Raw genomic sequence first — 23,327 nt, forward strand, 5'->3', positions numbered from 1 at the left:
GATAGTGGTTTGTGCGTTTGCGTCCAATCGTACAGATGAAAGGCTTTGAATCTCATTTTTATAAAATATGTCACAAAATGGACAGATTCAAGGTTTGAACCATGAATCAAGCCCATCTATGGTCGGGTATGATTTCTGTCACATATTAAATAAAAAGAATCACTACTAATTTGATCATAGAAATTGCACTGATAAATTGTTCATTATCGTTTTAAGCAAAATCACGTAAGACATAACATGACAAATTACAATGCAGAACAAATATCCTGGGAAGAAGTCATCGGATTATCTTGGCTTATCTCAGATGAGTAAAACAATAATTTTAGCTAAAATTATGAAGAGAATCGGCAGAATTAACTAATGCCTCAAAAAAGCATTATTTTTTGGGGAGTAAAATAGTAAATTCTACACCGTTTTCAAGATTCTTTACAGAGATCTTTCCACCATGTGCTACAACAGCATTTTTACAATTTACGAGTCCTAAACCAGTACCAAAAGACTTTGTAGTAAATAGAGGCTCAAATATAGAATCAATTAAATCGTCAGAAATCCCAGGTCCGTCATCAAAGATTGTGATTTTATGATAATCCGTATCAGAGGTCACACCTATTACAATACGTCCTTCATTACCATCAATTGATTGAATTGCATTTATAATTAAATTAGTCAAGACGTTGTTTATTTGAAATTTATCACAATAAATTTCGGGGTTTTCTTTTGGTTTGATTAATGAGATATTTTTTGGGATAATAATTTGTGAAAGTGTCTGTTCCAAAATATCACCAAAGGGAGTTAATTTTTTTTCTGGGATTTGGGTTTTCACATGAATTAACACATCATTGATTTCAGTGTTGATATTATCAATCGAAGATGTTATCCAGTCAAAATATTGTAGATTTTTCTCTACAAGTTCTGGATTTTTTGTTTTTATCAATTCAACAGCATTTTTCATAGTAGTGAGTGGATTTCGAAGATCATGTGCAATTCTTGCAGAAAGTTCGCCAATGGTAGACAACCTTTCTGTATTAATCAAGTCCTGCTGATAATCACGAAGTTTTTTTTGCATGTCATTTATCCCATCAGATAATTCTTGTAATTCAACAGTATCAAAGTGTTCATCGATTTGAGAAAAATTGCCTTCAGATATATCAGATACTTTGTCTTTTAGTCTCAAAATTGGCCGTGTGATTTTACCAGAAATTAAAATAGTCAAGGGAATAAAGATGCCTAAAAGTAAAGATGAAATCCCAAACACAAGAAATAGTGAATCACGCATGTGAGAATAATACGGAGTGAGAGAATAATCAACAGCCAAAAACCCAATAGGTTCATTGAGGTAAATAGGCATTGAAATGCGAATATAATCATCAATAACTTTTGTCTGGAATGTGTCAGAGGAAAGAGAAGTTAAAAGAAAATCATCATCAGAGACCAAACCATAATAATCATTGTCACTTCCATCTGTTAAAACTCGACCATCTGGAAACAAAACTAAAGCTTGTGAAACACCTTCTTTCTGTTCTAAATTATCAATTATATCATTCAATTTATCAACATCGAGATTATACATTGGGTTTCGCATTTCATTAGCAATAAATGCGGTAAGCTGAATGGTGTCATCCAAAGCTGAGTCTATTAAATTGCTAGTTGTAACATAATACTCCAAAATAGAAATAGCCACTGCAAACAAAATTATGGGCAAAATTATCAATAACAAAGATTTTTGTTGTAATTTCAATTCCTACTCCAGCCCCAACAGTTTTTTAGTTTCTTCCAAATCAGCATCAGGGTTCAGCGGAGAGAATTTTGAAATTTTTGAATCTTCAAGAACAACAGGATCAGCATTGGTTTCCATATCTAAAAATATTTTTTCTAAAATTTCCTTGTCATTAAGACTATTTGAAAAAAAGACCAATTGTCGAGGGATTTCAGATGTCTTTCCAATAATTTTTAATTGATTTTTTATTCGTTCTGGGAATTCTTCATAGTCAATATTTGAAACTGAGCCAAAATCTCCCCTGCCCTCCAATATCCAAACAGGAGTGTTTTGATCATCTTCACTAAATTTAAAGAAAATATTATTTTGAGATGTGCTGTTGAAAACATATCCCATATCTTCCAAGTGTAATTTTGGAAGAAAATAACCAGAGGATGATGCAGTATCTTCAAACACAATAGTCTTTCTATGTAGCGTGTCCATAGATATATCCAAATCTTTAGGAGCAATAAACACAGTATGATATGAAAAAGAGTTTTCTTTCCACGCAAATAATGTAGGAGAAATATCAGTTTGGTTTGCTACAAATAATCCGACAAGTGGACTGTCAATAAATATGTCAATTTCACCATCATTAAGATACATAACCAATTCATCAATCGAATCAGGGATCATTACTCGGCCTGAATATGTTGTTTTGCCATCACTGACCTTTTCTGCAATGTAGTTTGCCATGGGTTGAAATCTATCAGTCATTTTTGAGGCATCTCTGTGAATAGTAGCAATAGTAATTGTTTTTTGAGACAAATCAGAGTTTTTTTCGTCATAACTCTGAAACACGACAAACAGAACAATTCCTATTACCAGAAATGAAAGTAAAGTAAGAAGAATTTTTTTCACAATGCAATGTAAGAAAATCCTTTTAAAATAATTTAACAGTCAAACCATATGACAATTCGGGCTATTGTTGTTGATGACAACAATGGGATTAGAAACACATTCTCAGATCTGCTCAAAATGCATAAAATCAACGTGGTGGGTTCTGGAAATAACGGATTAGAAGCAGTAAAAAAGTTTCAAGAATTAAAACCAGATGTCATATTTTTAGACATAATGATGCCTAAGTATGATGGCATTTATGCAATGCAAGAGATAAGGAAAATAGATCCTAATGCAAACATCGTTATCATATCCGGTGCAGGGCCCAATGAAATGGAAGTTATAAAAAAAATGAAACCATCTGCAATAATTCATAAACCATTTGACATTAACAGTATTTTGCATGTTTTAAAAGAAGAGTTATGTCTTGAGACTGAATAAAAAATAAAAAAATTAGTTTGTGGTACTTGCCAGTAACATCTGATTTACATCTAGCACCATACATGCAGGATGTTCAATTTTTTCAGCAATCACACCACAAGTGTGACAAAACAGACGTGTAGGCTCGTTACAAAATTTGCAAGTTTTCTCTACTTCCAGATTTGAATTACAAACTGTGCATTTGTTGCTCATGAGAAGAGTATGTTTTCTTGATTAAAAAACAATTTGAAAATTAGAAAAAGCTAATTAGGCCATTCTAATTTTTCCAATGTTTTAGAATTGGAAGAGAGAATGAGTAGAGCAAGATAGTTAACTAAACCTAACTTTCACATAGTTTAAATGAAAAATTTTATGAGATAATTTATGCGAGAAGAGTCATGCAGGAGATGTGGAAATAAAATGGAGATCAGTACCAAGTGTGATGCATGTAAATTACCAAATAGATTTTATTGTCACAGTTGTGGTTTTGAGTCAGAAAAACAAATTCATAGTAAATGTACCATGAATTATTTCCATTCACAATTACTAACATGAGTTTTTGAAATTCTTTAATACAATACTGTTGTGATTCTTGCATGTCTGAGGACAATGTTGAAAAGGTCTACCCTGCAGGATACAAACCGAATGTAGAGATAAAAGAGAAACCAGGAGTCCGAAATCAACTATTAGATGCAATTCTAAAAAGCTCACCAACAGAAGTTGTTAATACTGATCTGTTTGCAGTAATGGCAAAACGTCGCTCCACTAGAAAATTTTCAGACAAAATAGTAGAAACCGAAAAGATCGATAAGATAATAGCTGCTGCAGATACTGCCCCTACTGCAGGCAACTATCAAGGGTTTGAAATATTTTATATCAAGAGTCCTGAAAAAAAGAAACAGCTTGTTGAAGCATGTAATAAACAACCATATGTTGATGCCCCAGTTGTTCTGGTTTTTTGTAAAAACCCATCTAGAGTAAAATTTGATTTTCCAGAAGAAGTTCTGAAAAAATTTGCCATTCAAGATGCAACCTTAGCAGCAGGATATTCGCAGCTTGCAGCACAAGCCTTAGGGTTAAGTTCAATTTGGATAGGCATGTTAGATGAGAAAAAAGTAATGAATGTGATCGGAACAGACCTTGTGCCCTCATCTGTTTTATGTATAGGATATCCAGAGAAGCAAAAATTCCCAAAACCAAGAAGAAATCTAAAAGAATTAGTCCATGTCGTTTATTGAGAATGTTCGGTCGTTTCCGTCGATCCCGCAACCAAACGACCGAGATTCGCCACAAAAGTAGGAATCAAACAACATAAAACAAAATAATTAAAAAATTTTGTCATGATTAAAGACACTATTGTCTAAGAAGCAGTGAATACCACATAATAAAATTCAAAATCAAACAATTCAGACATTTGTAGTTCTGTAACACCCATACAGTTCAAACAGACTGTTGAGATTTTAGACCCTTGTATCTATTTCTGATTGTGACTTCTGTAACACCGGCAGCCTCAGCAAGATCTCTTTGTGTGATAGAGACACCATTTTGCACACATGCCAGATACAGTGCAGTTGCAGCAAGTCCCATTGGATCTTTTCCAGATGACTCATGATTGTCTTGTGCTTCTTGTAGAATTTTAATTGCATATCGCTTTGTTTTCTCAGACATTTGCAAATTACTGGAAATTCTTGCAATACACTGAATAGGATTCACAACAGGCATTTTCAATTCTAATTCGTGAAATAGTAATCGATAACATTTTGCAATGTCTTTACGTCTAACATTTGATGCGTCAGAAACATCTTTTATTGTACGAGGTGTTTCAGCATTTCGACATGCTGCATATAGAGATGCTGCAAGTAGTGCAGATATAGAGCGACCACGAACAAGCCCTTTATCTAATGCCTTTCGATAGATATATGCTGCTTTTTCAACAACACTTGCCGAAATTGTGAGTTTGTCTTTAAGTTTGCTTAGTTCACTTAATGCTTGTCTCAGATTTCGATCTGCAGATGAATGGGATTGACTTCTACTGTCCCAAGTTCTTAGTCGTTCAACAGTAGTTTTCATTGCAGATGAAAGTGGTTTTCCTGAAGAATCACGGTTTACAGGACTAATAATTGTAGAAAGTCCTTTATCATGTCGTGTAAGAGATGTTGGAACACCTGTTCTTGTAGGGTCGGCACCTCCATCTTTTGAAAATGATCTCCATTCAGGTCCAGAATCTTCCACGATTTCAGAAATTACATATCCACATTTTGTGCAGAAGTGTTCTCCAGTGTCACTGTCTGTCACAATAGAGTTTTTCCCGCACCGTATACATGCGGATTTATCAAAATTAGAAAGCACCATTAACTCAAACCAGTACCTTCTGTCTATGAAATCCTCTTGATAGGAATTTCAATAGTAGAGACATCTCTTTTTCTGCCGTCTGCAGATACAAGTTGTTCAGAGCTTACTTTGATAGTCCCAATTTCAAAAATTTTGGTCTTTCTCAATATCACTTGAGAAACATCAATTGCCAATCCCATGGTATAACCTCTAGCCTTTAATGTAATTTCAGGAATCGAGGATAGTTGGATTATTGCAGAATTAACATAAGTCATAAGGGGTTTTTTTCCAATAAAGATAACATCATTTGTATCATTTGACATAATATCTTAGTTCTTCAGTCTAATTTAAACCGGTCATATTCATGTCAATACGTCAAATATAGATAAAAAAAGAAGTCTTTAGAATATCTGTTTGATAATTGAGTTCAAAATTAATTAAACAAAACTAGCTTAAAATCTTCTACTACGGTGTTTTGGTAAACATTCACGACAATACACTGGTCTTCCTTCTTTTGGTTCAAAAGGAACTTCAGAGTCTTTGCCGCAATCTGCACATGTACATTTGTACATTTTTCTGTCTTCAGACATGATCATTTAAGAGTTGTCGACTATAAGAACGGTAGGTATTTTGAGACAGAGAAACAATGGTTCATCTTGTTAAAATAGGAGGTAAAGAGGCAAGAGTATGCAAAGTAAAAGAGTAGGACTGGCATTTGGGATTCCATTTGCAATATTGGTAGCAATCATAGCAATAGACATAGTCTGATTTGAAAAATAAGTTTTATTTTTAAAACTCCACAGTAAGCACAAAACAGAACATTAATTGTATTTAAGAAAAAGATACTAATCTGCCAAATATTACCCAGTATTGTGAAGAGTCATTTAGAAACATCAGAAATTTCACCTGATGAATGGTTATCAATAAATCAATTTCTATTTGAAATAAAACAAATTGAAAAACCATGTGTTTCAGTATACTATCCATATGGAAAAGGCACAGAAACAATATCATTATTAAAAAATACAAAACGAGAAGAATCTATCGAGAGAATAGAAAAGGAGATTGAAAAAAGAATTTCAAGGTTAAAGAAACACCCTACAACGGTCGGAAAAACTACAAAAACATTATGTATTTTCGGATGGATTCAGAATGGAAAAGTCACCATTAAAGAAATTGGAACATCAAAAAAATTGCCATATATTTACACAGTGAGCAAAAAACCACACATCAAACCATTTTTTGATATTCTAAAAACAAATCACGATGTGATTTTTGTAATACTCGATCAAAAATCAGCTAAAATTCAAAAATTTCACGGTGGGCAAAGTATAGAAGAAGCAAAACTAGGAATTGATCTTCGAGGAAGGCATAAAAAAGGTGGGCAAAGTCAAGGAAGGTTTTTGAGAGCCCGCAATACAAAGATTCACGTTTTTTTTAAAAAAATTGCTGCAAAAATACGAATGATGAGTCAAGACGTAAACCTCATATTAATAGGAGGAAACGGCAATGCCAAAACAGAATTCTTTGATGAATTAGACACAGAATCAAAAAAGAAATGCAGATTTGTAACAAATGTTTCTTTTTCTACTCCAAAATCTAAGGTTTATGAAAAAATTATCCATCATTTATACAAGCAAAGAAGACAACATGTATCAGACGTCATATCTAGATATGAAAAACTCGTCAAAGAAGGACTCACTGCCAAGAAAAATAGCGTAATTTACAAGGCATTAGAGTTAGGAGCTGTGGAAACACTGATTGTTTCTGCTGACTACCACACAAGCACACAATTCAGGAAAATAATGAAAATGTTGGAGATTGCAAAAAACACAGCAGCAAAAATAGAATTTGCCACATCGCCTAAAATAATTGAAAAACTAGACATTAATGATTCAGTTTTGGCCATTTTACGCTATAGAATCAAATGATGGAAAAAAATTGAGTCAATAACAAGAAATTTTGTTAAAAATTATTTTTTATGATTAAACAATTGAAAAACAAATGACAGAAAACAATCCAGAGAATTATGAGAAATTACATGAAGATTACAATAAACTGATGAACGAATACAAAGAGTTACGAGACAATGATGCAAGCGACGATGAGATCAATCAGAAAAGAACACAACTAGATGAAAAGCAAAAAGAAATTACAGAAATATTTTCAAAAATAACAGGTAAAGAACAATAGATTTGTTGAGCTTTTCTCAATTTTTTCTGATTAATAGTATATTTAATTTATAAAATTTTGAATCAAACATGGCTGCAAGAAAAAGAACAGCAAGAAAACCAGCTAGAAAGGTCAAAAGAGCAGTAAGGAAAACAGCTACTAAAGCAAAAAGAACAGCAAGGAAAGCTAAGAGAACAGTAAGGAAAGCTAAGAAGGCAACTAGAAAAGTTGCAAGAAAAGCATCTGGCACTGTAAGCAAGGCAAAAAGAAATGCTGAAAAAGTAGCTAACAAGAGAAAACGCGATCTTTCAAAAGCAGATAACAAAGTAAAGAGTCTCAAGAAGGCACTGAAATCTGCTGAAAAAGCTGCAAGAAAAAAGAAATCAGTATATCAAAAGGCATTGAAAAGGGCAAAGTCCCTATAGCCTATCTTTTTTAAAATCGAATTTTTTATTTTAGTCACTAGAATTATCTACGCTTTTTTCGTTTTAGATAATCAGCAATTATCTTTCCAGCAAGATCGTCGGGAGTAGTATCCAGAGTATCAGAGGCTCTAGCAAGTTTTTTGGCGTTTGTTTTAGACAATTTGAAGGATATTTTTTGCTTTATTCGTAGAGATTTTGCCTGTTTTAGTAGTTTTTGATGAGAAGACTTTGGAGAGCGAGATAATGCAATCAGGTATTTTTTTCTTAATTGAGGGTCTAGTTTTGATATTTTTTCAACAATTTTTATGGCTTTTGAGACATTAGGTACTGTCTGATAAAGACGAGTCATCTCGTCTCGAGATAATTGTTGTGGAACAAATGCCTTTAATTTGTCAGGAACTCCTGAAAATCCAAGATATTTGTTTAGAGTAGGCAAAGACATACCCATAGAACGGGCAGCAGCTGATTTTCCAATGGTTTCAGTCAAAAATTTACATGCATCTGCAGTTTCTTTATGATTCATGTCGTTTCTGTGAATATTTTCTACAACAGATGCAGCTTTTGCATCCTCAAGATCATATGCAGTTTTTTTAGTCAACAAATGAACAGGAATTTTTTTGGCACCAAGTCGTTTCATTGCTGCCAATCTGCGTTGACCAGACATCAACAAGTAAGACTTGCCTTCTTTCTGTACAAGAGGAGGGTTTAGCAAACCTTCACTTTTGATAGATTTTGCAAGCTCAGAAATTCCTTCTCGATCTAATTTTCTTGCCTGAGCTTCTTTCCAAATATGAATTTGTTTTATAGGAATTTCTTTTAATCTATAAGAAATAGTGGGTTTGTAACGTCTTGCCACAAAGTATCACAAACGTGTTATTTGTTAAATGATGAAGGTCTAATTGAAGTGAATTTAGCTCTATTTTTTTGAACAAGGTTGATCGACTAATAAAGCGATCAAGTGTGTTTTGGTTGCTCATAATCTTTTTTCACAATCAACTTATCAAAACCTTCGTCTATTGTTGGAGTTTGCAATTCTTTGATTTGTTTGTAAATAACAGCAAGTGGGAACGGATCTCTTCTCCTTTTCTGTCTTTGCTCGAGTATGTTTACCGAAGTATTCATAAAAATTCCAATTGTTTTTGCATCATATTTTTTTGCAAGATCCAAATGACGTTTTCGAATCTCTACAGTTAGATTAGTATCGTCAATTACCACACTTTTCCCATTCTTAAGGCAATCTTCAACATATTTCATCTCTTTTTTACGATCATTGTCAAAATAAGACAATCTAACTAACTCATGTTCAAAATTTGCCTTGACATATGTTGATTTTCCACTCAGAGCAACGCCGATCATCAACACATATTCAATTTGTGTCATAGTCACCCAAATAACCCCATCTCATATTTTAGTTAAACATCAGAATCTTATCTTAAATATCGGAATTTGTTTAGTTTTTTCATGATAAAGAAAATACTAGTACCCTATGATTTTACAAAATTTGCAGATACTGCTTTTGAAAAAGCTGTAGAAATAGCAGAGAAATTTGATGCAGAAGTGATACTTCTCACAGTAATTGGAGGAGACGTTGACACATCTGGAATGTCATTTTCAAGAGCACAGGAAGTTCAAGATGAAAGAGAAGACAAAACAAAGCAGGATCTAGAAATGATAAAAAATTCTGGAAAATATCAAGACCTAAACATATCAGTAGAAATTATCAATAATCCATCAACAGTAGATGGGATTATCGGATTTGTTGACAAAAACAACATAGATCTGATTGTAATGGGTTCTCATGGAAGGTCTGGAGTCAAGAAACTAGTTTTAGGTAGTGTGGCATCAGAAGTCACAACAAAAGCAAACTGCCAAGTACTAATTGCAAAACTGCCAAAATCAAAAAACTAGGATATCCTAATATCCCAGAATCGCAAATGAGAGTCATGTCTGCATTGAGTTCAGAGCAATTAAAGGAATTAGATTTAGCATGTAAACGATTGATTAAAGAAGAAAAAGAAGTTTTTCATGCAGGAGTAATCAACCAATTAGGAAATTTGATTGCAGGAGGATTCAAAAATGAGAAGGATCCCATCTTTAACAAAGAAAGCATGAAGGTAACATACATGCAAATGCAATTAGATTTTAACATGAGGCAAGAAATGGACGAAGTGTTAGGGCCAATTGATTACATTGCATCAAGAAGAGAAAAACAACTTGTAATCAGCGTGCCAATAGGAAAAAATATTGTTTTGATTACAGCAGAACCTACTGCAGATGATAAGAAAATTATCAAAAAAGCAGAGGAATTATTTGACAGTATCAATATCATGACCATCAAAAAATAAGATTATCAAATTAAGAAATTTGTAATTTTTTTGATGCAAACCACATTCCAATCATTCCAAACACTGCACCAGGAATGATGCTTACCATCCAAATTTCATACACAACATCATATGCTGTAGGAAGGACATCATATGAAAATACATCATTAAACACGTAAAAATCTAAAATGGTCATCGAAAACATTGGAAAACAAAATACAAAGAACATAGAGCCCAAAAGCCCACCAGCAATTTTTGTAGAGAATTTTTTTATCACTTTTTCAGAGTTTAGTAAATAATCAGACGCAACTGCACAAATCAAAGGGGCTGCAAACCAGGGAATGTATTGAATCAAACCTTCAGAAGTCAAAATGTTAGACGTCACATTCATCATCACAAAAGACAAAGAGGCTGCACTTGCAGCACCAAACACACCCATAGTTTTGTAGCATGTCCAAAACAGGACAGAAAACACAAAGGGCAGCAAAGTCAACCCCAAGACTAATCCAACATAAGGATCAGGGTTAAAGTTATGAGTATCACCCTCAGATATAGGTAATACAAAAAGAAAAACAAGCCACATAATGCTAAACCAGAAAACACCAAAAGATATCGGCAATACTAGTTTGAGAAAAGAGGGTTTCTTTTCTAAATTAAGATACATCCTTCCAAGTCCCATCACAGGGCCAAGTAATACAATGACAATTCCTAAAACCAAAAGCAAGTGAGTGGGACTAAGTAGACCATCAATACCAAAGGCGTCATGCCATACAAAATCACCAGGTCCTGCTATCAATTGCATCATAGTACCCACCAGAATTAGTCTAAATCCAAAACGATATGATTTTGGTTCTCTGTTTTTAATCAGTAAAACTAAACTCAGAGCAGCGCTGATGACAGATACCCCAACACCTGCATACAGCACGGTATGAGAAGGAGTAAAGAAAGTTTCAGGAGTTCTCAACAAATGAGACGTAACATCCCAGCTTCCACCCCACATCGAAAGAGTTCCCCCTGCAAGTGCAATCAAAAACGAGATTATAGGAAATCTAATCTGGGAAATTTGCAGTAAATTATCAGATGTTGTCAATCATATCTTGGATTTTCATGGAAGATAAAATTGTGTCGATATTTCATAACTTATGATGATTCGTCTATGCCTTTTGAATCAGAGTTTCCAAATATCTTATCTACCCATTTGAAGAAAGGACACTTGCCATCATACATGACGTATAATATGCCATTTCTGACTAAAAAGGAGTTCTGTAGTCAAGCAAGAATAAATCTCATGAAATCATAATAAAATCATGCATTGTGATGACAAAAGAATGCTACATGTTCTAGAACAACAAATTGTTGCAAATTGGGAAAATCTCAAAAAAGATGGATTTCAAGATGACTCGTTATTAAAGGAACTAAATGAATCAATAATAGATTACAATGAATACAAAAAATCCATCCAATAATGGATCTTTTAATTAATTTGATAACATAGTAATAATGTGGAAAAGTATGAAAAACTACTAAACATGTTGATGGATTTTAATTCATCCATCAGATTTGCCGCAGTGTGTAATTCCACCGGAGACATACTATGGCACAGTCAAAGAACAGGAGTGAAAAACAAAATTCCGTTGTCAGACACAAAAAAAACACTTCAGAGAGCTGTTGGGGCATGGCAAGAACGTTCCAAAGTTACAGACAAAGTAGGCAGAGGCCTATACGTAATTGCAGCATATGAAAAGATAAAGAGGATAACAATTCCTCTAGATAAAGGAAATCTTCTTTTCATAAGCGTGACAAACGAGCCACTTCAAAAAACTAAAAACAAAAGCTATGGTCATTTAGTAGACATGGGAAAGATAATGTCCATTGTGGATTTTGTCAATTCTGCAAAATGACTTCTAAATCTTTTTTCCAAAAACATACAAATCACATAAGAGAATAAGCAGTTCATGGAGTTTTTGCAAACAGAAGAACCAGACATCAAAAAACCAATAATAATTGCAGCTATGCAAGATATGGGAAATGTTGGAAGTATAGCAATTAATTTCATTAACAAAAATTTAGATACCAAAAAATTTAGAACAGCAAAGACACCATATCCAACATTTGTTGTAGATAATGGAGGATATGTTGACCTGCCAAATGAGAGTTGGCAATATAGATACACAGAAGATTTGATTGTTTTTGGAGGAGGGACGGGCCAGCCTCAAGAAAATCAAGAACTTAATGAATTATGCCAAGACGTGATAGATGTTGCAAAAAAATACTCTGCAAAGTTCATCTACACGTTAGGAGGGTTTCATACAAACAGAGCATTAGATAACAACCCAAAAACGTTTGTCACGTCAACATCAAAAGATCTTACAAAACACATGCAAACATTAGGAATAGAGACAACACCTCAACGCTCACTAATCACAGGGTTTAATGGGTTGATTTTGGGGTTTGCAAAACAAAACAACATACAAGGAATTGGAATGTATGGAGAATTGAATCATCCAGAAATTCCACAGTATAGGGCAGCCATAAGCATTATCAAGACATTGGAAAAATTGACTTTTCGAAAACTCGGAGACACATCAAAACTGGAATTAATGGCACAGGAAATTGAAAAGGAGTTTCAAAATTGAGCCTGGCAGTAAAAATCGGAGTTATTGTAGGATTTGTAATCGCAGGAGTGTTTTTGATGTTTTTAGTAACAGGAATGAGCCAAATATTAAGATAAACTCAAGACCAAGCATCCAATCCTTTTGATTCTTTTTTGACTCCCCATTTGTGTTCTATTTGTAAATGAATTTCTAGTTTTCTTGGAGAATCCAAGACAACATTACAAATCAAACATCTATAACTCAAGGAATCAAAACTATGACAAATTTAGTTTAAAGATGATGGTTATTGTGAAAACCTACTTGTGGCAGTAACAAGAACAACTGTCAGGAATGCACCTGTGCTTAATACAATCTCTGCAACCTTTACTTCTACCGCTTTTAATACGAAGCCATTCTTTATCCATAGACAAAAAACAAACTCCTAGAACCTATGTTAAATTAATCAAGGAAGACGTGGAAGTCCAAATCCACTTGCAGGGTCATCGCCATCATTATTAAAATCAAATGACAGATTTTCAAGATATGTCAATGTTGCATCTGCACTTCCCTGCCAAACTTTTGCAGCTAATCCGCTAACATGAGGAGTGGCCATAGATGTGCCAGATTTTGTACCATAAGTTCCATCATTTATCGTAGAATACACACTAACGCCAGGTGCTGCAAAATATACTTCCCTTTCACCTATTTGATAATCACCGTTGTTGATGCCTCTGCTTGAAAAGTTTGCAACATTATGATTTTCATCAAGTGCACCAACAGCTACAACATTTGAGTTTGCGCCAGGATAATCAATTGTACCTATGTTTGGCCCATCATTTCCTGCAGCAGCAATGACTAGAACTTTTCGGCCATCAGCGCCAAGAGCATCCTGAGCTTCAGTCACACTAAAGATAGCATCGCGGATAACAGAGCTTTGGCCATCAGCGCCAAGACTCATACTAATAATATCGGCACCGTTTGCATGTGCAGTTATGATAGCTGTTGCAATATCATCACCCCAGCAACCACCACCACCACATACTTTGTATGCCATCAATTCAGATTCAGGAGCAATACCGAAAATTCCGTTTCCATCAAACCCGCCATCTGCCATTATGGTTCCTGCCACATGAGTTCCATGTCCATTTCTATCATCACAGTTTTCTTTTGGACCACCAGTTTTTCGGTCAATTTTGGTAAAGTCCTTACAATCAACAATTCTAGATACTAAATCAATATGATCAACGTCAACACCTGAATCAAGTACTGCAACCTTTACACCTAGACCGCCAGAAGGCGTAAAATCATCCTCACCGATATTGTAAATGGAATTTATGCCCCAAGGTATCTGTGAGGAAGGTGTTGCAATTCTTGCAGGATCACTGCCGCCAGAATCACCGCCGTCGCCATTCTTGCAACTAGGCCAAGGCTCACATGCACCAGGAGGTGCGAGTAATTGATAATTATAGATTTTTTCAACATTCAATCCAGCTTTTTGTAATGCAGTTACCTGATGATCATTAAGAGTAGCAGTAAAACCAGTATCAAAGTTGTGTCTAACACCAAACATGTTTTTGAGTCCCTGTTCATGAGAAGGTATCAAATAAACCCAATCAGAATCAGGCATTGCAAATGACTCAGATATGGTAAATATGCTAAACAATAATGTTGTAGATAAAATTACAGAATACAGAATATTCATAATATGTCATTTAAAAAAACGAATTTAACCTTTACTCATAAAATCATCAGATAGTCATCAGAGAAAAAAGCAGTCTCCTTTACTGTGGAGACTTTGGTAATTTCGTATTAACTAGTTTATGTGAGCTTGCAGGCCCCCAGCTAACACCGCGAGATGTCTCTGACTCAATGGACAGAATAAGAACGTGTTTGTGTTAAAAAATTTGTCAGAAAAAAAGTCACTTTTGTGTGAATTTTTTTTAGTGATCCGATCTGAATATCAGGAACGGTGTTTTCCAGTAAAGCACCATTTGCAAATTCTACTTCCAACTCTAGTTTTAAGAAAATTAATCTGCTCTTCAGTTAGTCGTCCATGTTGAATCAAGTTAATCAGTTCCTCAGCCTCAATAATTTCAAATTCGTTTGTGCAAGAGCAGCAAATACAGTTGCAAGAAATTTTTTCACCCAACAACAATCTTGTAAAAAATAACTGTTTAAGATTTGAGTCGATCAAAACAGTATTGAGCAGATGTAAACAATATTGCCATCATATATTCATTAATGGCAAACAAATCTAAAATTCATTCATGAAGTTTTGCTCAAAGTGTGGCACAAAACTAACACACAATCCTGAGGATGTAAGCCTGTGGATATGTCCCAAGTGCAACCCTGAAAAAATTATTCCAAAAAGACCAGTGTATGGAATGAACTACTCTGGAAGAACAAAACCATGCTCCAAAGGATGTGGTGCAGAGATTTACTGGGATGAGGCATTCAAGTCAGACTCAGGAAAATTTATCCCAATTGATGCAAGAACAGACGAACCACATACATGTGAAGTAGGTGAAGCAGAGCCATACTATCCAGATGAAATCAAAAGAATCAAAAAAGAATCAAAGCCGCCAGCACCCAAAATTCCCATACCACAAAACATATTGTTTGATACTAGAAAAATTCCACAATCATTAGTAGAACAAGACCCAATTATCCATGAAGTTATTCAAGGGCACAAGGAGAAATCACATGCAATAATCCATTATGAGAACATGACATCTCCAGAATCTGAAAAGATACCTGTGGATAATCTAAAGGATATGTTATCAGATGGCATCATTAAAGGAGTTGTAAAATATGGTTTTTCAGGATTATTGCCATTTCAAGCAGAGTCCATTCAAAGCATTATCAGAGGAGAAAACACAATAATTTCAGCTCCTACAGGTTCTGGAAAAACAGAGGCATTTACCATACCTATTTTAGAAAAAATCTCTGCTCAATCAGAGCCAGGCGTATTTGCATTGTTTGTATATCCTCTCAATGCACTAATTGATGATCAAGTATCCAAAGTAACTGATTTGATTCACAAATGCAAGTTAGATGACAAGGTAGGAGCGTATTCAATTCACGGAGGTCAGAGTACAGAATACAAAAACATGATAATTTCAGAGGCTTCAAAAAAATCTCTGATAATTGCCACAAACTTTGATTTTATCAACTATCATCTAATTTTACAAGACAAAAAATGGAATGAGTTGTTCAAGAATGCAAAAATAATTGTAATGGATGAGGCTCATTCATATACAAGCTTTCACGGTTCAAACGTTTACCATGTTTTAAAGAGAATGAAAAGATACATGGGAAAAGTTCAGTACATCGGGTCATCAGCAACATTGGACAACTCAAAAGAATTCTTTTCAAACATGTTTGATTTACCGAAAGAGTCATTCTCTTACATCAAAAGTAAATTCAGAAGAAAGCAAAACATGCACATGTTTTTCATAATGCCACAAAAATTTGGACAGAGAACAACAATGGAGATATTATCATCAATATGTCACAGGTATGGCACAACACAGCTTGTCTTTAGCAACTCACATAATGATGCAGAGTTTCTTGCATCAAACCTAGAGGAATCAAATGAAGGAATGAGAATACAGGTCCACAGAGGAGGCCTTGATCAAAACTATCGAAAATTATATGAAAATCAGATGAAGGCAGGTGAACTTGACGTATTATCATGTACGCCTACTTTGGAGCTTGGAATAGACATAGGTCATGTAGATGTTGTTATCTCAGCATTCAAAAATGAGTATGATTCTTTTGTTCAGAGAATTGGCCGTGCAGGAAGGATGGGGCAGAAATCATATGCAATTTGCGTGTTTGACCCTGATGATGCATCATGCCACTATTTTGCGCGCCATATTGACCAATATCTAGCCCAAGAGCACATCATTCCAATTAACAAGAAAAATCCAATCATTGCTGACAAGCATTTAGAATCAATTGAGATAGAAAAAGAGGCTGCAGAAGAATCAGATAAGTCACAATACTTTGACTTTGCAAATAGCATTAATCTCCGAGGGGCATCAGGAGAGATTTCAATATATCACAACTCTAGAAAAATAGGGACCAGAGGAGTGCCTGTGGGATATTATCAGTTACATCAAAATGCAATATATCATTTTAACAAACAAAACTATGTTGTAAAAAATTTGATCAAATCCCAAAATGGGGCAAGGGCGTACCTCGAGAGAACATTTGAGAAAGGAAAAAGGACCATGTCAATTGTAAAAACATCAATTATACAAACATCAGAAAGAAATGCAGTAAACAAAGACATCACAGTGAACAACAGAACAATTTCACTGCGTTATGGAATAATAGAATTGAATCGCACCATTACAGGTTATCTCAAGGGAAACTATAATGAATCAGTAGATACTTTTCAAACATTTAACAGAAGTAATGTTTCATCTTGGAGAAATTTCAATTGGAAGTCAAAGCATTCAGCGGTGAAGATAAAAATTCCAGATGAGTACATCTCAGATCCTAAAGACGATTCAAAAAAAGCCATGAGTCAAAATTCTAGAATACACACAATAACGCATATTCTTGTCAATGCAGGAAAGATCCTAACAAAGTCAGAATCAAATGACATTGATGCGTATTATGAAAACGGGGTAATCTACCTATACGACAATTCATCTGACGGATTTAATGGATGTAGTAAGATTATCTTTGATAACTTTGAAAAAGTCCTTCAAATGTCCTATTCTCTTTTGGCAGACTGTGACTGTCCTACAGACAAAAAAATAATTCAGAAAGGAGAAGACTGGGGAGGATGTCCCAAGTGTACATTCACTACAAATTACTGCCAGACAAAAAACAAGGATCTTTCAAAGACCTCTGCAATGAGATTTTTTGCAGATTTTCAACACACATAAACAAGAAACGAGGCAAACAAAGTATGGGATTTTTAAAAAAACTCAGCAAGTACTGTGTACTCAAAAAGGTAAGAGACAGGGCAGATGAGCCTGAAGAAAAATAATCTCCAGAATTCAAAATTTTTCCGCATCGGATCTTAGTTTAGTCATATTATTCCAGCCGTCTTAAGTCAAAAGTAAGCCAATAATAGACATGAGAGGGACAATCGTGTCCATTTGTAGTATTGCATTACTGCTAAGTATAGGAATGGCATTTCCGGCAATGGCAGATCCATTCCCACTAAAGATAGTGTCAAATGCATCAGCACCTGAAGGGAAGGTCTTCATGTCAGCTGACTTTGATCAAGACGGCATTTGTGATGAAGAAGCAGTACTAGTCTCAACATCAACTGTGCAAAAAATAGGAATTGAGCAACAATGTGTTTTATCCAGTATCTAATTTTTATTGTAGAATTTTGATACATCTAAGAGATTGAATTTTCTATCAAAAAAAATTCTAGAATATCACAAAAAGAAACTTGCAGAAGCACAAGATAATTTGAAATATCATATTTCCAGAAAAGAGCAGTTAAAAGACATTCCTGAAAATTCTATAGAAAGTAAAAATCAAGAAAAGATGATAAAAATTTGGAGCAATAACGTAGAAAAAATAAAAAAAGAAATTAAGAAAATAAAAGAGAAAAACTAATTCAAACGAATTGGTTTTTGATGAAATTGAACAACAATTTGGTTTATTCCATCAATTAAGATTGCAATTCCAGGGTAAGTTTCCTGGTTTTTAGTAAGATCATTTTTGATAATTCTAAGATAATGAAGCATTTGATTGATGGTTTTTCTTTTTTTAGTTTTTGATATGTCAGACTTTATAACTTCTTTAAGGTTTGCAGAAACATCACATAGTTTGATTAGTTTTGCATCAATGGATGCATTCTTTAGCTGTTTTGTATATTGAATCTCTTTTTCTTTTTTTGAAAGGGTATTGTCTTTTGATAGAGACATAACAGTGGTTGCCACATTTTGACCAAATCTTTCAAAGAGTTCATCAAAGGCGACATTAGTGTTTTCTAAAACATCATGCAGCCATCCGGCACACAAGACATCCTCAGATATCACGCCAAGTCCCTTCAGCCTACTAACTACAGACTCCAGATGAGTTACATGTTTTGTGATGCCGTCTTTTTTGAGACTTTCCTTGTGTTTCTCTTTGGCAAATTTTTGTGCAGTTTCTAAATTAGTCACAAATCAAAAACCACCATCATCAAGATATTCCTTTAGAATAGATTATCATCTAAATACAACGAAATTGCAACACAGATATGAAAAATCTCAGAGCAACGTCAATTGATCATATCAACATGAAAGTAAAGAATTTAGAAGAAAGTGTAAAATTTTACCAAAAATTGTTTGGTTTTGAGGTAAAACAAGAAGACAACCCAAACAAAATTGATGCTCCGTCTAAGATCATAGGAAATGATTCGATCAAGCTTTGTATGTATGAGGTTCAAGACATGTCCCCAGAGGGAGGCATTGCTCATTTTGGTTTCAACATCGAAAATTATGATGAAGTGCTAGAAAAATGTAGAGAGAATGGAGTTAGCATACTCTATGGAGGTCCAATTGATTGGGAAAAATCCCAGTCAATATACATAGTAGATCCAAGCGGATATGAACTTGAGTTAAGCAAAGTGTCAGGTGGTGGACTGTAAATCAAGGATAAGGTAAATTGTCTTGTATGTTCTAAAGAAAAAAAAGACTACGAAGTGTGGACAAACAAAATAGTAGTGGGAGCGTTGTATGATTCTGAGTTTCAAAATCACAGGATTATTCGTAGCATGACAGCACAATCTGTGATTTGCCATGAATGCATGACAAAGATTCAGCACGAAGTAGATGAGAAGAGAAAATGAGCAAGGCAATCGGCATCGGCATTGCAATCATTGTAATGATTTTGGTTGTGGCAGGATTGTTTGTTTATTCATACACACAAATATCAGTAGAATTGAGCAATGTTCAATTACACAGTATTGATTGGGCCACGCTTTCTTGGCCTGCGTTGATAAATCTGGGTTTGGATGCTTTAACGGGAAACTGGTTTGGTGCTGCGTTTGAATTGATAGACGGAGTAAATCTTAATTTGATTTTTGCAGTCCAAAACAAAGGAATTCTTCCAGTGTATATTCCTGATCTATCATATGATATTTTTGTAAACGGAATATCAATCGGCAAGGGCAGTAGTAAAACAGACATTACAATAAATCCCGGAAATACAAAAGAAATCACTTCGTTTCAAAACTTCAAAAAAGACAGAATGGGGCAAGCCGTGTTTTCCATAATAGATACAAAAGGAATAATGGACATCAAGGTAAAAGGCACGGCATTTGTCAAATTTTTGGGGATAGATATTCCAATACCCTTTGAATCATCGAGGCAAATTTCAATTTATGATGAAGTAAGAAACACGCTAAATAAAGAAATTCAGAAAAATAATCAAAAATCAGTGGGGACAACAGTAGGGAAGTCGATAGAAAATGCAATTGGAGCTTTTGTAAATGACTTGCTTGGAGGAGAAGAACTTGAACTGTCATTGCAGGGGCAGAAATTCATTGATTCCACATATACAGTTGAACCAGGATCATATACTTTTGTGTCATTTTCACTGAATTGCGATGCAAAGATTCAGGGAGGATTTCTCTCAAAATCCATGCTTGGGGATGACATCATGGTATTTGTGTTTGATGATTACAACTTTGGAAGGTATTCAGACGGTCTTGAAAATGCGCCCATATATGACAGCGGTAAAACAAAATCTGCAACATTTGAGATGACGCTCCCATCAGGAGAATACCATATCGTAATGTCTAATGAATATTCGATAATTTCTACTAAAAATGTCCAATTTCAGGTTGCATCAATTTGTGTCTAGATGTATCATAGTGCCAGTAGGTTATTTTCATTATCTTGTTTTTTACAGATGGGTTGCAAGTTAGGTAATGGATATAAAATTCAAAATCCGCAATATGTGTGCTACATGTAAAAAAGAATTCACAGATAGAAAAAGCCAATACCACTCCACAGATTGCAAAATTCTTGAGATGTGTTGTAAAATTTGTCCATATACAAGATGATCAAATTTTTCTGCAGATATAGAATAGGCATTAGCTAATTGTCATCATATGTTAAAAGAAACAATTCAAGTAGAAATCACTACATAAAATACACAATCACAAATGAACAAAACGACACAAACTCAAATCAACTTGGGTGATTACAACAAACCACAGGAGCAAACAAAAGCAGTTGGAATCGGAAAGATTTCAGGCAAAATAATCAACATCAAGGACTTTAGGACAAACAGGGGAAAACCCTCACCGTACACTCCAAAAGAATCAATCGGAGAAGACGGAATGACAGATTACAATGTCATCGATACTGTTGAATCTTTTGAAGTAAATGGGCATAACGTAAACTCCTTTTTTGTAACACCTGCAATAGTAAAGCAGATTCAGAGGGTTCCAAATTATCAATCGGAACTTGCAGCCGGAAAAGTGTTTGGTCCTTGTAAAATAGGCCAGAAGAAATCTGCTAAAACTAGTGCAAATTATTGGTGTCTTCTTTTCCCCGGAGAAGAAGGCTACTAGAATTTTTTAAAAATTTATGTTTGGCCAACTTTTATTCCTGTAACTACACAAAACAGGTGTGATTATCTGTGTAATATCGAAAATTTCCACTACAGGAAATATTTCTCGACTCCCTTGTGCAGCATTCTTTGTTATTTTGAGATAATCCAAAAAATAGCAAAACGGCATAAAGTGTATTTTTTCATATGATACTCTAGATCATCCTTAACTATTTTCATGACTTCATACTATTAATGACAAAATTATCGATGAAATTACTGACAGCGCTTGCACTTTTATCAATAACATCAATGATAGTAACATCCCCAATGCAAAACGCATTTGCAGATGCAGACGGTGACGGTTTAGAACCTCCATTTGACTGTGACGATAATGATCCTCTCATAGGTGAAGCAGTACCATACTTTCTTGATGAAGATCAGGACGGCTATGGTTCTCATATTATGGACTTTCTTTGTCCAAACGATCCTGATGTGATATTCTATTCAGTGTTCTCTGATGACTGTGATGATTCAAATCCCGATGTCAATCCCGGTGCTACCGAAGTAGATGACGGCATTGACAATGACTGTGATGGAATTGTAGATGAAGGGTTCGAAGATTCAGATGGTGACGGAATAATTGACACTGATGAGGCAAACTACGGAACAGATCCAAACAACTACGATACTGACGGAGATGGCGTTTCTGATGGAGAAGAAATACTAAATCTACTTTCTGATCCTCTTGATGCATGCAGTCCATCCTCAGACAATGACGTTTGTGATTCAGATGGTGACGGTATCCCAGACTCTACAGACCCTTGTCCATTTGATCCTTCTAACGAGTGTATCGTGGTTCCACCATCATGTGAGGAAGAGTGTACAATAACTGCTGTAACTATTTTTGAGCAATGTGTTGTAAATGGAGGAGACGACTTTACATGCAGTCAAGAGGCAAATGCATTTGAAGACCAATGTATCTTGCAGTGTAGTCTTCCTACTGATGATTCAGATGGTGACGGCATCCCAGACTCTACAGACCCTTGTCCATTTGATCCCCAAAACACATGTGTTAGTTGCAATCCAGACGGTGACTCTGCAATAACACCAGACGAGCTTGTGTCGTATCTTGATGCATATGGGATTTCAGAAAGCGACCTACCATATCCAGTTGAACAGTTAATTGCATTGCTAGAACTTCAAGTAGATGGCAGCAACCAAAATGGACTAATTGACACACCAAGCGAATTAGAGGCAATTAATCAAGGATTATCAGATTTTGGCATACCTTACTGTAGTCTAGACTTTCCAGACACTGACGGTGATGGAATTCCAGACTCTGTAGATGAATGTCCCTTTGATCCCAACAACGAGTGCATAGAACCACCAACACCTCAAGTATCATTTGTAGAAATCGAAACAATCAATCTCAATGGAAAGTTAGATGCACAAGATTTCAAGTTGCTAGTTGATCTGACACCGTTCCAGTCAGTGACAGGACATATTGCAATGAAGGTTCCATGTGACAAGAATGGTCAGACACCTCTTGTCATCAAGGCAACAACAATAGACATTGAAATTGTCCAACTGGACCTTGTTTCAGTAGAGCCAATATCAGTTCCAGGAAAATCATGTGTGTATCATGGTGACATTCTGCCAGGAATAGTAGACATTATTCTGTGGAATGATGATGCAAAAAAGCCAGTTCAGTTTAGTCCAGAAAATGCAGGCCATACTGTTACAATAACTGTAGCAGGGCAATAACATCCCCCTTCTTTTTTCTAGCAAAAAGGCATAATGTTTTACCTCCCAATTGAATAAACAAGCAATGATTGCAGTATGTGCAGACATACACAAAAAGAATTCCCTACCACCATATGTTAACATCATATGTTAATATTTTTTACATCAAATCAATTTTCTCCAATCACAAGGGGTATAATAA

General features: G+C 35.0%; 29 protein-coding genes. 17 read left to right on the forward strand and 12 right to left on the reverse strand.

The window, feature by feature from the left end:
• Positions 1-376: 376 nt before the first annotated feature.
• Both NsoK4_RS04565 and NsoK4_RS04570 read right to left on the reverse strand, forming a co-directional pair.
• Positions 377-1,738 carry a sensor histidine kinase gene (locus tag NsoK4_RS04565; RefSeq protein ID WP_211688577.1) on the reverse strand — a complete coding sequence of 454 codons (1,362 nt, stop codon included), beginning with the start codon at positions 1,736-1,738 and terminating at the stop codon, positions 377-379.
• 3 nt (positions 1,739-1,741) lie between these two features.
• Positions 1,742-2,617, reverse strand: coding sequence for a phosphate/phosphite/phosphonate ABC transporter substrate-binding protein (locus tag NsoK4_RS04570; protein WP_211688579.1), 876 nt, complete (start codon positions 2,615-2,617; stop codon positions 1,742-1,744).
• A 48-nt stretch (positions 2,618-2,665) separates the two neighbouring features.
• Here NsoK4_RS04570 and NsoK4_RS04575 point away from each other — a divergent pair, with 48 nt between their 5' ends.
• The gene (locus NsoK4_RS04575; RefSeq protein ID WP_211688581.1) at positions 2,666-3,037 is read left to right on the forward strand and encodes a response regulator; all 372 of its coding nucleotides are present in this window, start codon (positions 2,666-2,668) and stop codon (positions 3,035-3,037) included.
• Positions 3,038-3,049: 12 nt separating this feature from the next.
• On the opposite strand, the gene NsoK4_RS04580 is transcribed toward NsoK4_RS04575, so the two are convergent.
• Positions 3,050-3,229: a hypothetical protein gene (locus NsoK4_RS04580; protein ID WP_211688583.1), complete on the reverse strand. Its 180-nt coding sequence runs from the start codon at positions 3,227-3,229 to the stop codon at positions 3,050-3,052.
• A gap of 383 nt (positions 3,230-3,612) precedes the next feature.
• On the opposite strand from NsoK4_RS04580, the gene NsoK4_RS04585 reads away from it, so the two are divergent.
• Positions 3,613-4,254, forward strand: a complete 642-nt coding sequence (locus NsoK4_RS04585; protein ID WP_211688585.1) for a nitroreductase family protein — start codon at positions 3,613-3,615, stop codon at positions 4,252-4,254.
• Positions 4,255-4,456: 202 nt separating this feature from the next.
• On the opposite strand, the gene NsoK4_RS04590 is transcribed toward NsoK4_RS04585, so the two are convergent.
• The 3 genes from NsoK4_RS04590 to NsoK4_RS04600 all read right to left on the reverse strand — a co-directional run bounded on the left by NsoK4_RS04590 (position 4,457) and on the right by NsoK4_RS04600 (position 5,937).
• Positions 4,457-5,368 (reverse strand): transcription initiation factor IIB family protein, encoded by a 912-nt coding sequence (locus NsoK4_RS04590; RefSeq protein ID WP_211688587.1) that lies wholly within the window; start codon positions 5,366-5,368, stop codon positions 4,457-4,459.
• A gap of 23 nt (positions 5,369-5,391) precedes the next feature.
• Positions 5,392-5,670, reverse strand: a complete 279-nt coding sequence (locus tag NsoK4_RS04595; protein ID WP_211688589.1) for a DNA-binding protein — start codon at positions 5,668-5,670, stop codon at positions 5,392-5,394.
• 129 nt (positions 5,671-5,799) lie between these two features.
• Entirely contained in the window at positions 5,800-5,937 is a 138-nt protein-coding gene (locus NsoK4_RS04600) for a CxxC-x17-CxxC domain-containing protein (RefSeq protein WP_211688591.1), read from the reverse strand.
• A gap of 282 nt (positions 5,938-6,219) precedes the next feature.
• On the opposite strand from NsoK4_RS04600, the gene NsoK4_RS04605 reads away from it, so the two are divergent.
• From NsoK4_RS04605 to NsoK4_RS04615, 3 genes are all read left to right on the forward strand, one after another.
• On the forward strand, positions 6,220-7,278 hold the full coding sequence (locus tag NsoK4_RS04605) for a Vms1/Ankzf1 family peptidyl-tRNA hydrolase (protein ID WP_211688593.1): 1,059 nt from the start codon (positions 6,220-6,222) through the stop codon (positions 7,276-7,278).
• 73 nt (positions 7,279-7,351) lie between these two features.
• Positions 7,352-7,540: a hypothetical protein gene (locus tag NsoK4_RS04610; RefSeq protein ID WP_211688595.1), complete on the forward strand. Its 189-nt coding sequence runs from the start codon at positions 7,352-7,354 to the stop codon at positions 7,538-7,540.
• A 68-nt stretch (positions 7,541-7,608) separates the two neighbouring features.
• A complete protein-coding gene (locus NsoK4_RS04615; protein WP_211688597.1) occupies positions 7,609-7,944 on the forward strand; it encodes a hypothetical protein in 336 nt (111 codons plus the stop codon).
• A gap of 43 nt (positions 7,945-7,987) precedes the next feature.
• Here NsoK4_RS04615 and NsoK4_RS04620 read toward each other — a convergent pair whose 3' ends face one another.
• Both NsoK4_RS04620 and NsoK4_RS04625 read right to left on the reverse strand, forming a co-directional pair.
• The gene (locus NsoK4_RS04620) at positions 7,988-8,800 is read right to left on the reverse strand and encodes a ParB/RepB/Spo0J family partition protein (RefSeq protein WP_211688599.1); all 813 of its coding nucleotides are present in this window, start codon (positions 8,798-8,800) and stop codon (positions 7,988-7,990) included.
• A 98-nt stretch (positions 8,801-8,898) separates the two neighbouring features.
• The gene (locus NsoK4_RS04625) at positions 8,899-9,324 is read right to left on the reverse strand and encodes an AAA family ATPase (protein WP_211688601.1); all 426 of its coding nucleotides are present in this window, start codon (positions 9,322-9,324) and stop codon (positions 8,899-8,901) included.
• Positions 9,325-9,405: 81 nt separating this feature from the next.
• On the opposite strand from NsoK4_RS04625, the gene NsoK4_RS04630 reads away from it, so the two are divergent.
• Together NsoK4_RS04630 and NsoK4_RS04635 are read left to right on the forward strand one after the other, a co-directional pair.
• Positions 9,406-9,852, forward strand: a complete 447-nt coding sequence (locus tag NsoK4_RS04630; RefSeq protein WP_211688603.1) for a universal stress protein — start codon at positions 9,406-9,408, stop codon at positions 9,850-9,852.
• A gap of 35 nt (positions 9,853-9,887) precedes the next feature.
• Complete coding sequence (locus tag NsoK4_RS04635; RefSeq protein WP_211688606.1) at positions 9,888-10,289, forward strand: DUF6659 family protein; 402 nt, start codon at positions 9,888-9,890, stop codon at positions 10,287-10,289.
• A 10-nt stretch (positions 10,290-10,299) separates the two neighbouring features.
• On the opposite strand, the gene NsoK4_RS04640 is transcribed toward NsoK4_RS04635, so the two are convergent.
• Complete coding sequence (locus tag NsoK4_RS04640) at positions 10,300-11,358, reverse strand: hypothetical protein (protein ID WP_211688608.1); 1,059 nt, start codon at positions 11,356-11,358, stop codon at positions 10,300-10,302.
• Positions 11,359-11,575: 217 nt separating this feature from the next.
• Between NsoK4_RS04640 and NsoK4_RS04645 the strand changes: the two genes are divergently transcribed.
• Genes NsoK4_RS04645 through NsoK4_RS04655 form a run of 3 tightly spaced genes read left to right on the forward strand, consistent with a single transcriptional unit; the run spans position 11,576 to position 12,904 of the window.
• Entirely contained in the window at positions 11,576-11,734 is a 159-nt protein-coding gene (locus NsoK4_RS04645; RefSeq protein WP_211688610.1) for a hypothetical protein, read from the forward strand.
• Positions 11,735-11,770: 36 nt separating this feature from the next.
• On the forward strand, positions 11,771-12,169 hold the full coding sequence (locus NsoK4_RS04650; protein ID WP_249111175.1) for a hypothetical protein: 399 nt from the start codon (positions 11,771-11,773) through the stop codon (positions 12,167-12,169).
• A gap of 54 nt (positions 12,170-12,223) precedes the next feature.
• Complete coding sequence (locus NsoK4_RS04655; RefSeq protein WP_211688611.1) at positions 12,224-12,904, forward strand: PAC2 family protein; 681 nt, start codon at positions 12,224-12,226, stop codon at positions 12,902-12,904.
• 97 nt (positions 12,905-13,001) lie between these two features.
• On the opposite strand, the gene NsoK4_RS10115 is transcribed toward NsoK4_RS04655, so the two are convergent.
• Both NsoK4_RS10115 and NsoK4_RS04660 read right to left on the reverse strand, forming a co-directional pair.
• Positions 13,002-13,127 (reverse strand): hypothetical protein, encoded by a 126-nt coding sequence (locus NsoK4_RS10115; RefSeq protein WP_256438686.1) that lies wholly within the window; start codon positions 13,125-13,127, stop codon positions 13,002-13,004.
• 198 nt (positions 13,128-13,325) lie between these two features.
• A complete protein-coding gene (locus tag NsoK4_RS04660; protein WP_211688612.1) occupies positions 13,326-14,564 on the reverse strand; it encodes a S8 family serine peptidase in 1,239 nt (412 codons plus the stop codon).
• 565 nt (positions 14,565-15,129) lie between these two features.
• Here NsoK4_RS04660 and NsoK4_RS04665 point away from each other — a divergent pair.
• From NsoK4_RS04665 to NsoK4_RS04675, 3 genes are all read left to right on the forward strand, one after another.
• Positions 15,130-17,763 carry a DEAD/DEAH box helicase gene (locus tag NsoK4_RS04665; RefSeq protein WP_211688613.1) on the forward strand — a complete coding sequence of 878 codons (2,634 nt, stop codon included), beginning with the start codon at positions 15,130-15,132 and terminating at the stop codon, positions 17,761-17,763.
• A 208-nt stretch (positions 17,764-17,971) separates the two neighbouring features.
• Positions 17,972-18,202 (forward strand): hypothetical protein, encoded by a 231-nt coding sequence (locus NsoK4_RS04670; RefSeq protein WP_211688616.1) that lies wholly within the window; start codon positions 17,972-17,974, stop codon positions 18,200-18,202.
• 33 nt (positions 18,203-18,235) lie between these two features.
• Positions 18,236-18,451 (forward strand): hypothetical protein, encoded by a 216-nt coding sequence (locus NsoK4_RS04675; RefSeq protein WP_211688618.1) that lies wholly within the window; start codon positions 18,236-18,238, stop codon positions 18,449-18,451.
• Here the strand turns inward: NsoK4_RS04675 and NsoK4_RS04680 are convergent.
• Entirely contained in the window at positions 18,448-19,002 is a 555-nt protein-coding gene (locus tag NsoK4_RS04680) for an HD domain-containing protein (protein ID WP_211688620.1), read from the reverse strand. The genes NsoK4_RS04675 and NsoK4_RS04680 overlap by 4 nt on opposite strands.
• 77 nt (positions 19,003-19,079) lie before the next feature.
• On the opposite strand from NsoK4_RS04680, the gene NsoK4_RS04685 reads away from it, so the two are divergent.
• From NsoK4_RS04685 to NsoK4_RS04700, 4 genes are all read left to right on the forward strand, one after another.
• Positions 19,080-19,469: a VOC family protein gene (locus NsoK4_RS04685; protein ID WP_211688622.1), complete on the forward strand. Its 390-nt coding sequence runs from the start codon at positions 19,080-19,082 to the stop codon at positions 19,467-19,469.
• A gap of 197 nt (positions 19,470-19,666) precedes the next feature.
• Positions 19,667-20,686 carry an LEA type 2 family protein gene (locus tag NsoK4_RS04690; protein WP_211688624.1) on the forward strand — a complete coding sequence of 340 codons (1,020 nt, stop codon included), beginning with the start codon at positions 19,667-19,669 and terminating at the stop codon, positions 20,684-20,686.
• A gap of 304 nt (positions 20,687-20,990) precedes the next feature.
• Complete coding sequence (locus NsoK4_RS04695) at positions 20,991-21,401, forward strand: hypothetical protein (RefSeq protein ID WP_211688626.1); 411 nt, start codon at positions 20,991-20,993, stop codon at positions 21,399-21,401.
• 233 nt (positions 21,402-21,634) lie between these two features.
• A complete protein-coding gene (locus NsoK4_RS04700; protein ID WP_211688629.1) occupies positions 21,635-23,146 on the forward strand; it encodes a MopE-related protein in 1,512 nt (503 codons plus the stop codon).
• The last annotated feature ends 181 nt before the right edge of the window (positions 23,147-23,327 follow it).

The organism is Nitrosopumilus sp. K4 (assembly GCF_018128925.1).
Lineage (GTDB): Archaea > Thermoproteota > Nitrososphaeria > Nitrososphaerales > Nitrosopumilaceae > HKST03.

Coding starts and splice junctions, on each gene's coding strand:
- NsoK4_RS04575 (WP_211688581.1), top strand. CDS start 2,666: ATGACAATTCGGGCTATTGTTGTTGATGACAACAATGGGATTAGAAAC.
- NsoK4_RS04580 (WP_211688583.1), bottom strand. CDS start 3,229: ATGAGCAACAAATGCACAGTTTGTAATTCAAATCTGGAAGTAGAGAAA.
- NsoK4_RS04585 (WP_211688585.1), top strand. CDS start 3,613: ATGTCTGAGGACAATGTTGAAAAGGTCTACCCTGCAGGATACAAACCG.
- NsoK4_RS04590 (WP_211688587.1), bottom strand. CDS start 5,368: ATGGTGCTTTCTAATTTTGATAAATCCGCATGTATACGGTGCGGGAAA.
- NsoK4_RS04595 (WP_211688589.1), bottom strand. CDS start 5,670: ATGTCAAATGATACAAATGATGTTATCTTTATTGGAAAAAAACCCCTT.
- NsoK4_RS04600 (WP_211688591.1), bottom strand. CDS start 5,937: ATGTCTGAAGACAGAAAAATGTACAAATGTACATGTGCAGATTGCGGC.
- NsoK4_RS04610 (WP_211688595.1), top strand. CDS start 7,352: ATGACAGAAAACAATCCAGAGAATTATGAGAAATTACATGAAGATTAC.
- NsoK4_RS04615 (WP_211688597.1), top strand. CDS start 7,609: ATGGCTGCAAGAAAAAGAACAGCAAGAAAACCAGCTAGAAAGGTCAAA.
- NsoK4_RS04625 (WP_211688601.1), bottom strand. CDS start 9,324: ATGACACAAATTGAATATGTGTTGATGATCGGCGTTGCTCTGAGTGGA.
- NsoK4_RS04630 (WP_211688603.1), top strand. CDS start 9,406: ATGATAAAGAAAATACTAGTACCCTATGATTTTACAAAATTTGCAGAT.
- NsoK4_RS04635 (WP_211688606.1), top strand. CDS start 9,888: ATGTCTGCATTGAGTTCAGAGCAATTAAAGGAATTAGATTTAGCATGT.
- NsoK4_RS04645 (WP_211688610.1), top strand. CDS start 11,576: ATGCATTGTGATGACAAAAGAATGCTACATGTTCTAGAACAACAAATT.
- NsoK4_RS04655 (WP_211688611.1), top strand. CDS start 12,224: ATGGAGTTTTTGCAAACAGAAGAACCAGACATCAAAAAACCAATAATA.
- NsoK4_RS04660 (WP_211688612.1), bottom strand. CDS start 14,564: ATGAATATTCTGTATTCTGTAATTTTATCTACAACATTATTGTTTAGC.
- NsoK4_RS04665 (WP_211688613.1), top strand. CDS start 15,130: ATGAAGTTTTGCTCAAAGTGTGGCACAAAACTAACACACAATCCTGAG.
- NsoK4_RS04685 (WP_211688622.1), top strand. CDS start 19,080: ATGAAAAATCTCAGAGCAACGTCAATTGATCATATCAACATGAAAGTA.
- NsoK4_RS04690 (WP_211688624.1), top strand. CDS start 19,667: ATGAGCAAGGCAATCGGCATCGGCATTGCAATCATTGTAATGATTTTG.
- NsoK4_RS04695 (WP_211688626.1), top strand. CDS start 20,991: ATGAACAAAACGACACAAACTCAAATCAACTTGGGTGATTACAACAAA.
- NsoK4_RS04700 (WP_211688629.1), top strand. CDS start 21,635: ATGACAAAATTATCGATGAAATTACTGACAGCGCTTGCACTTTTATCA.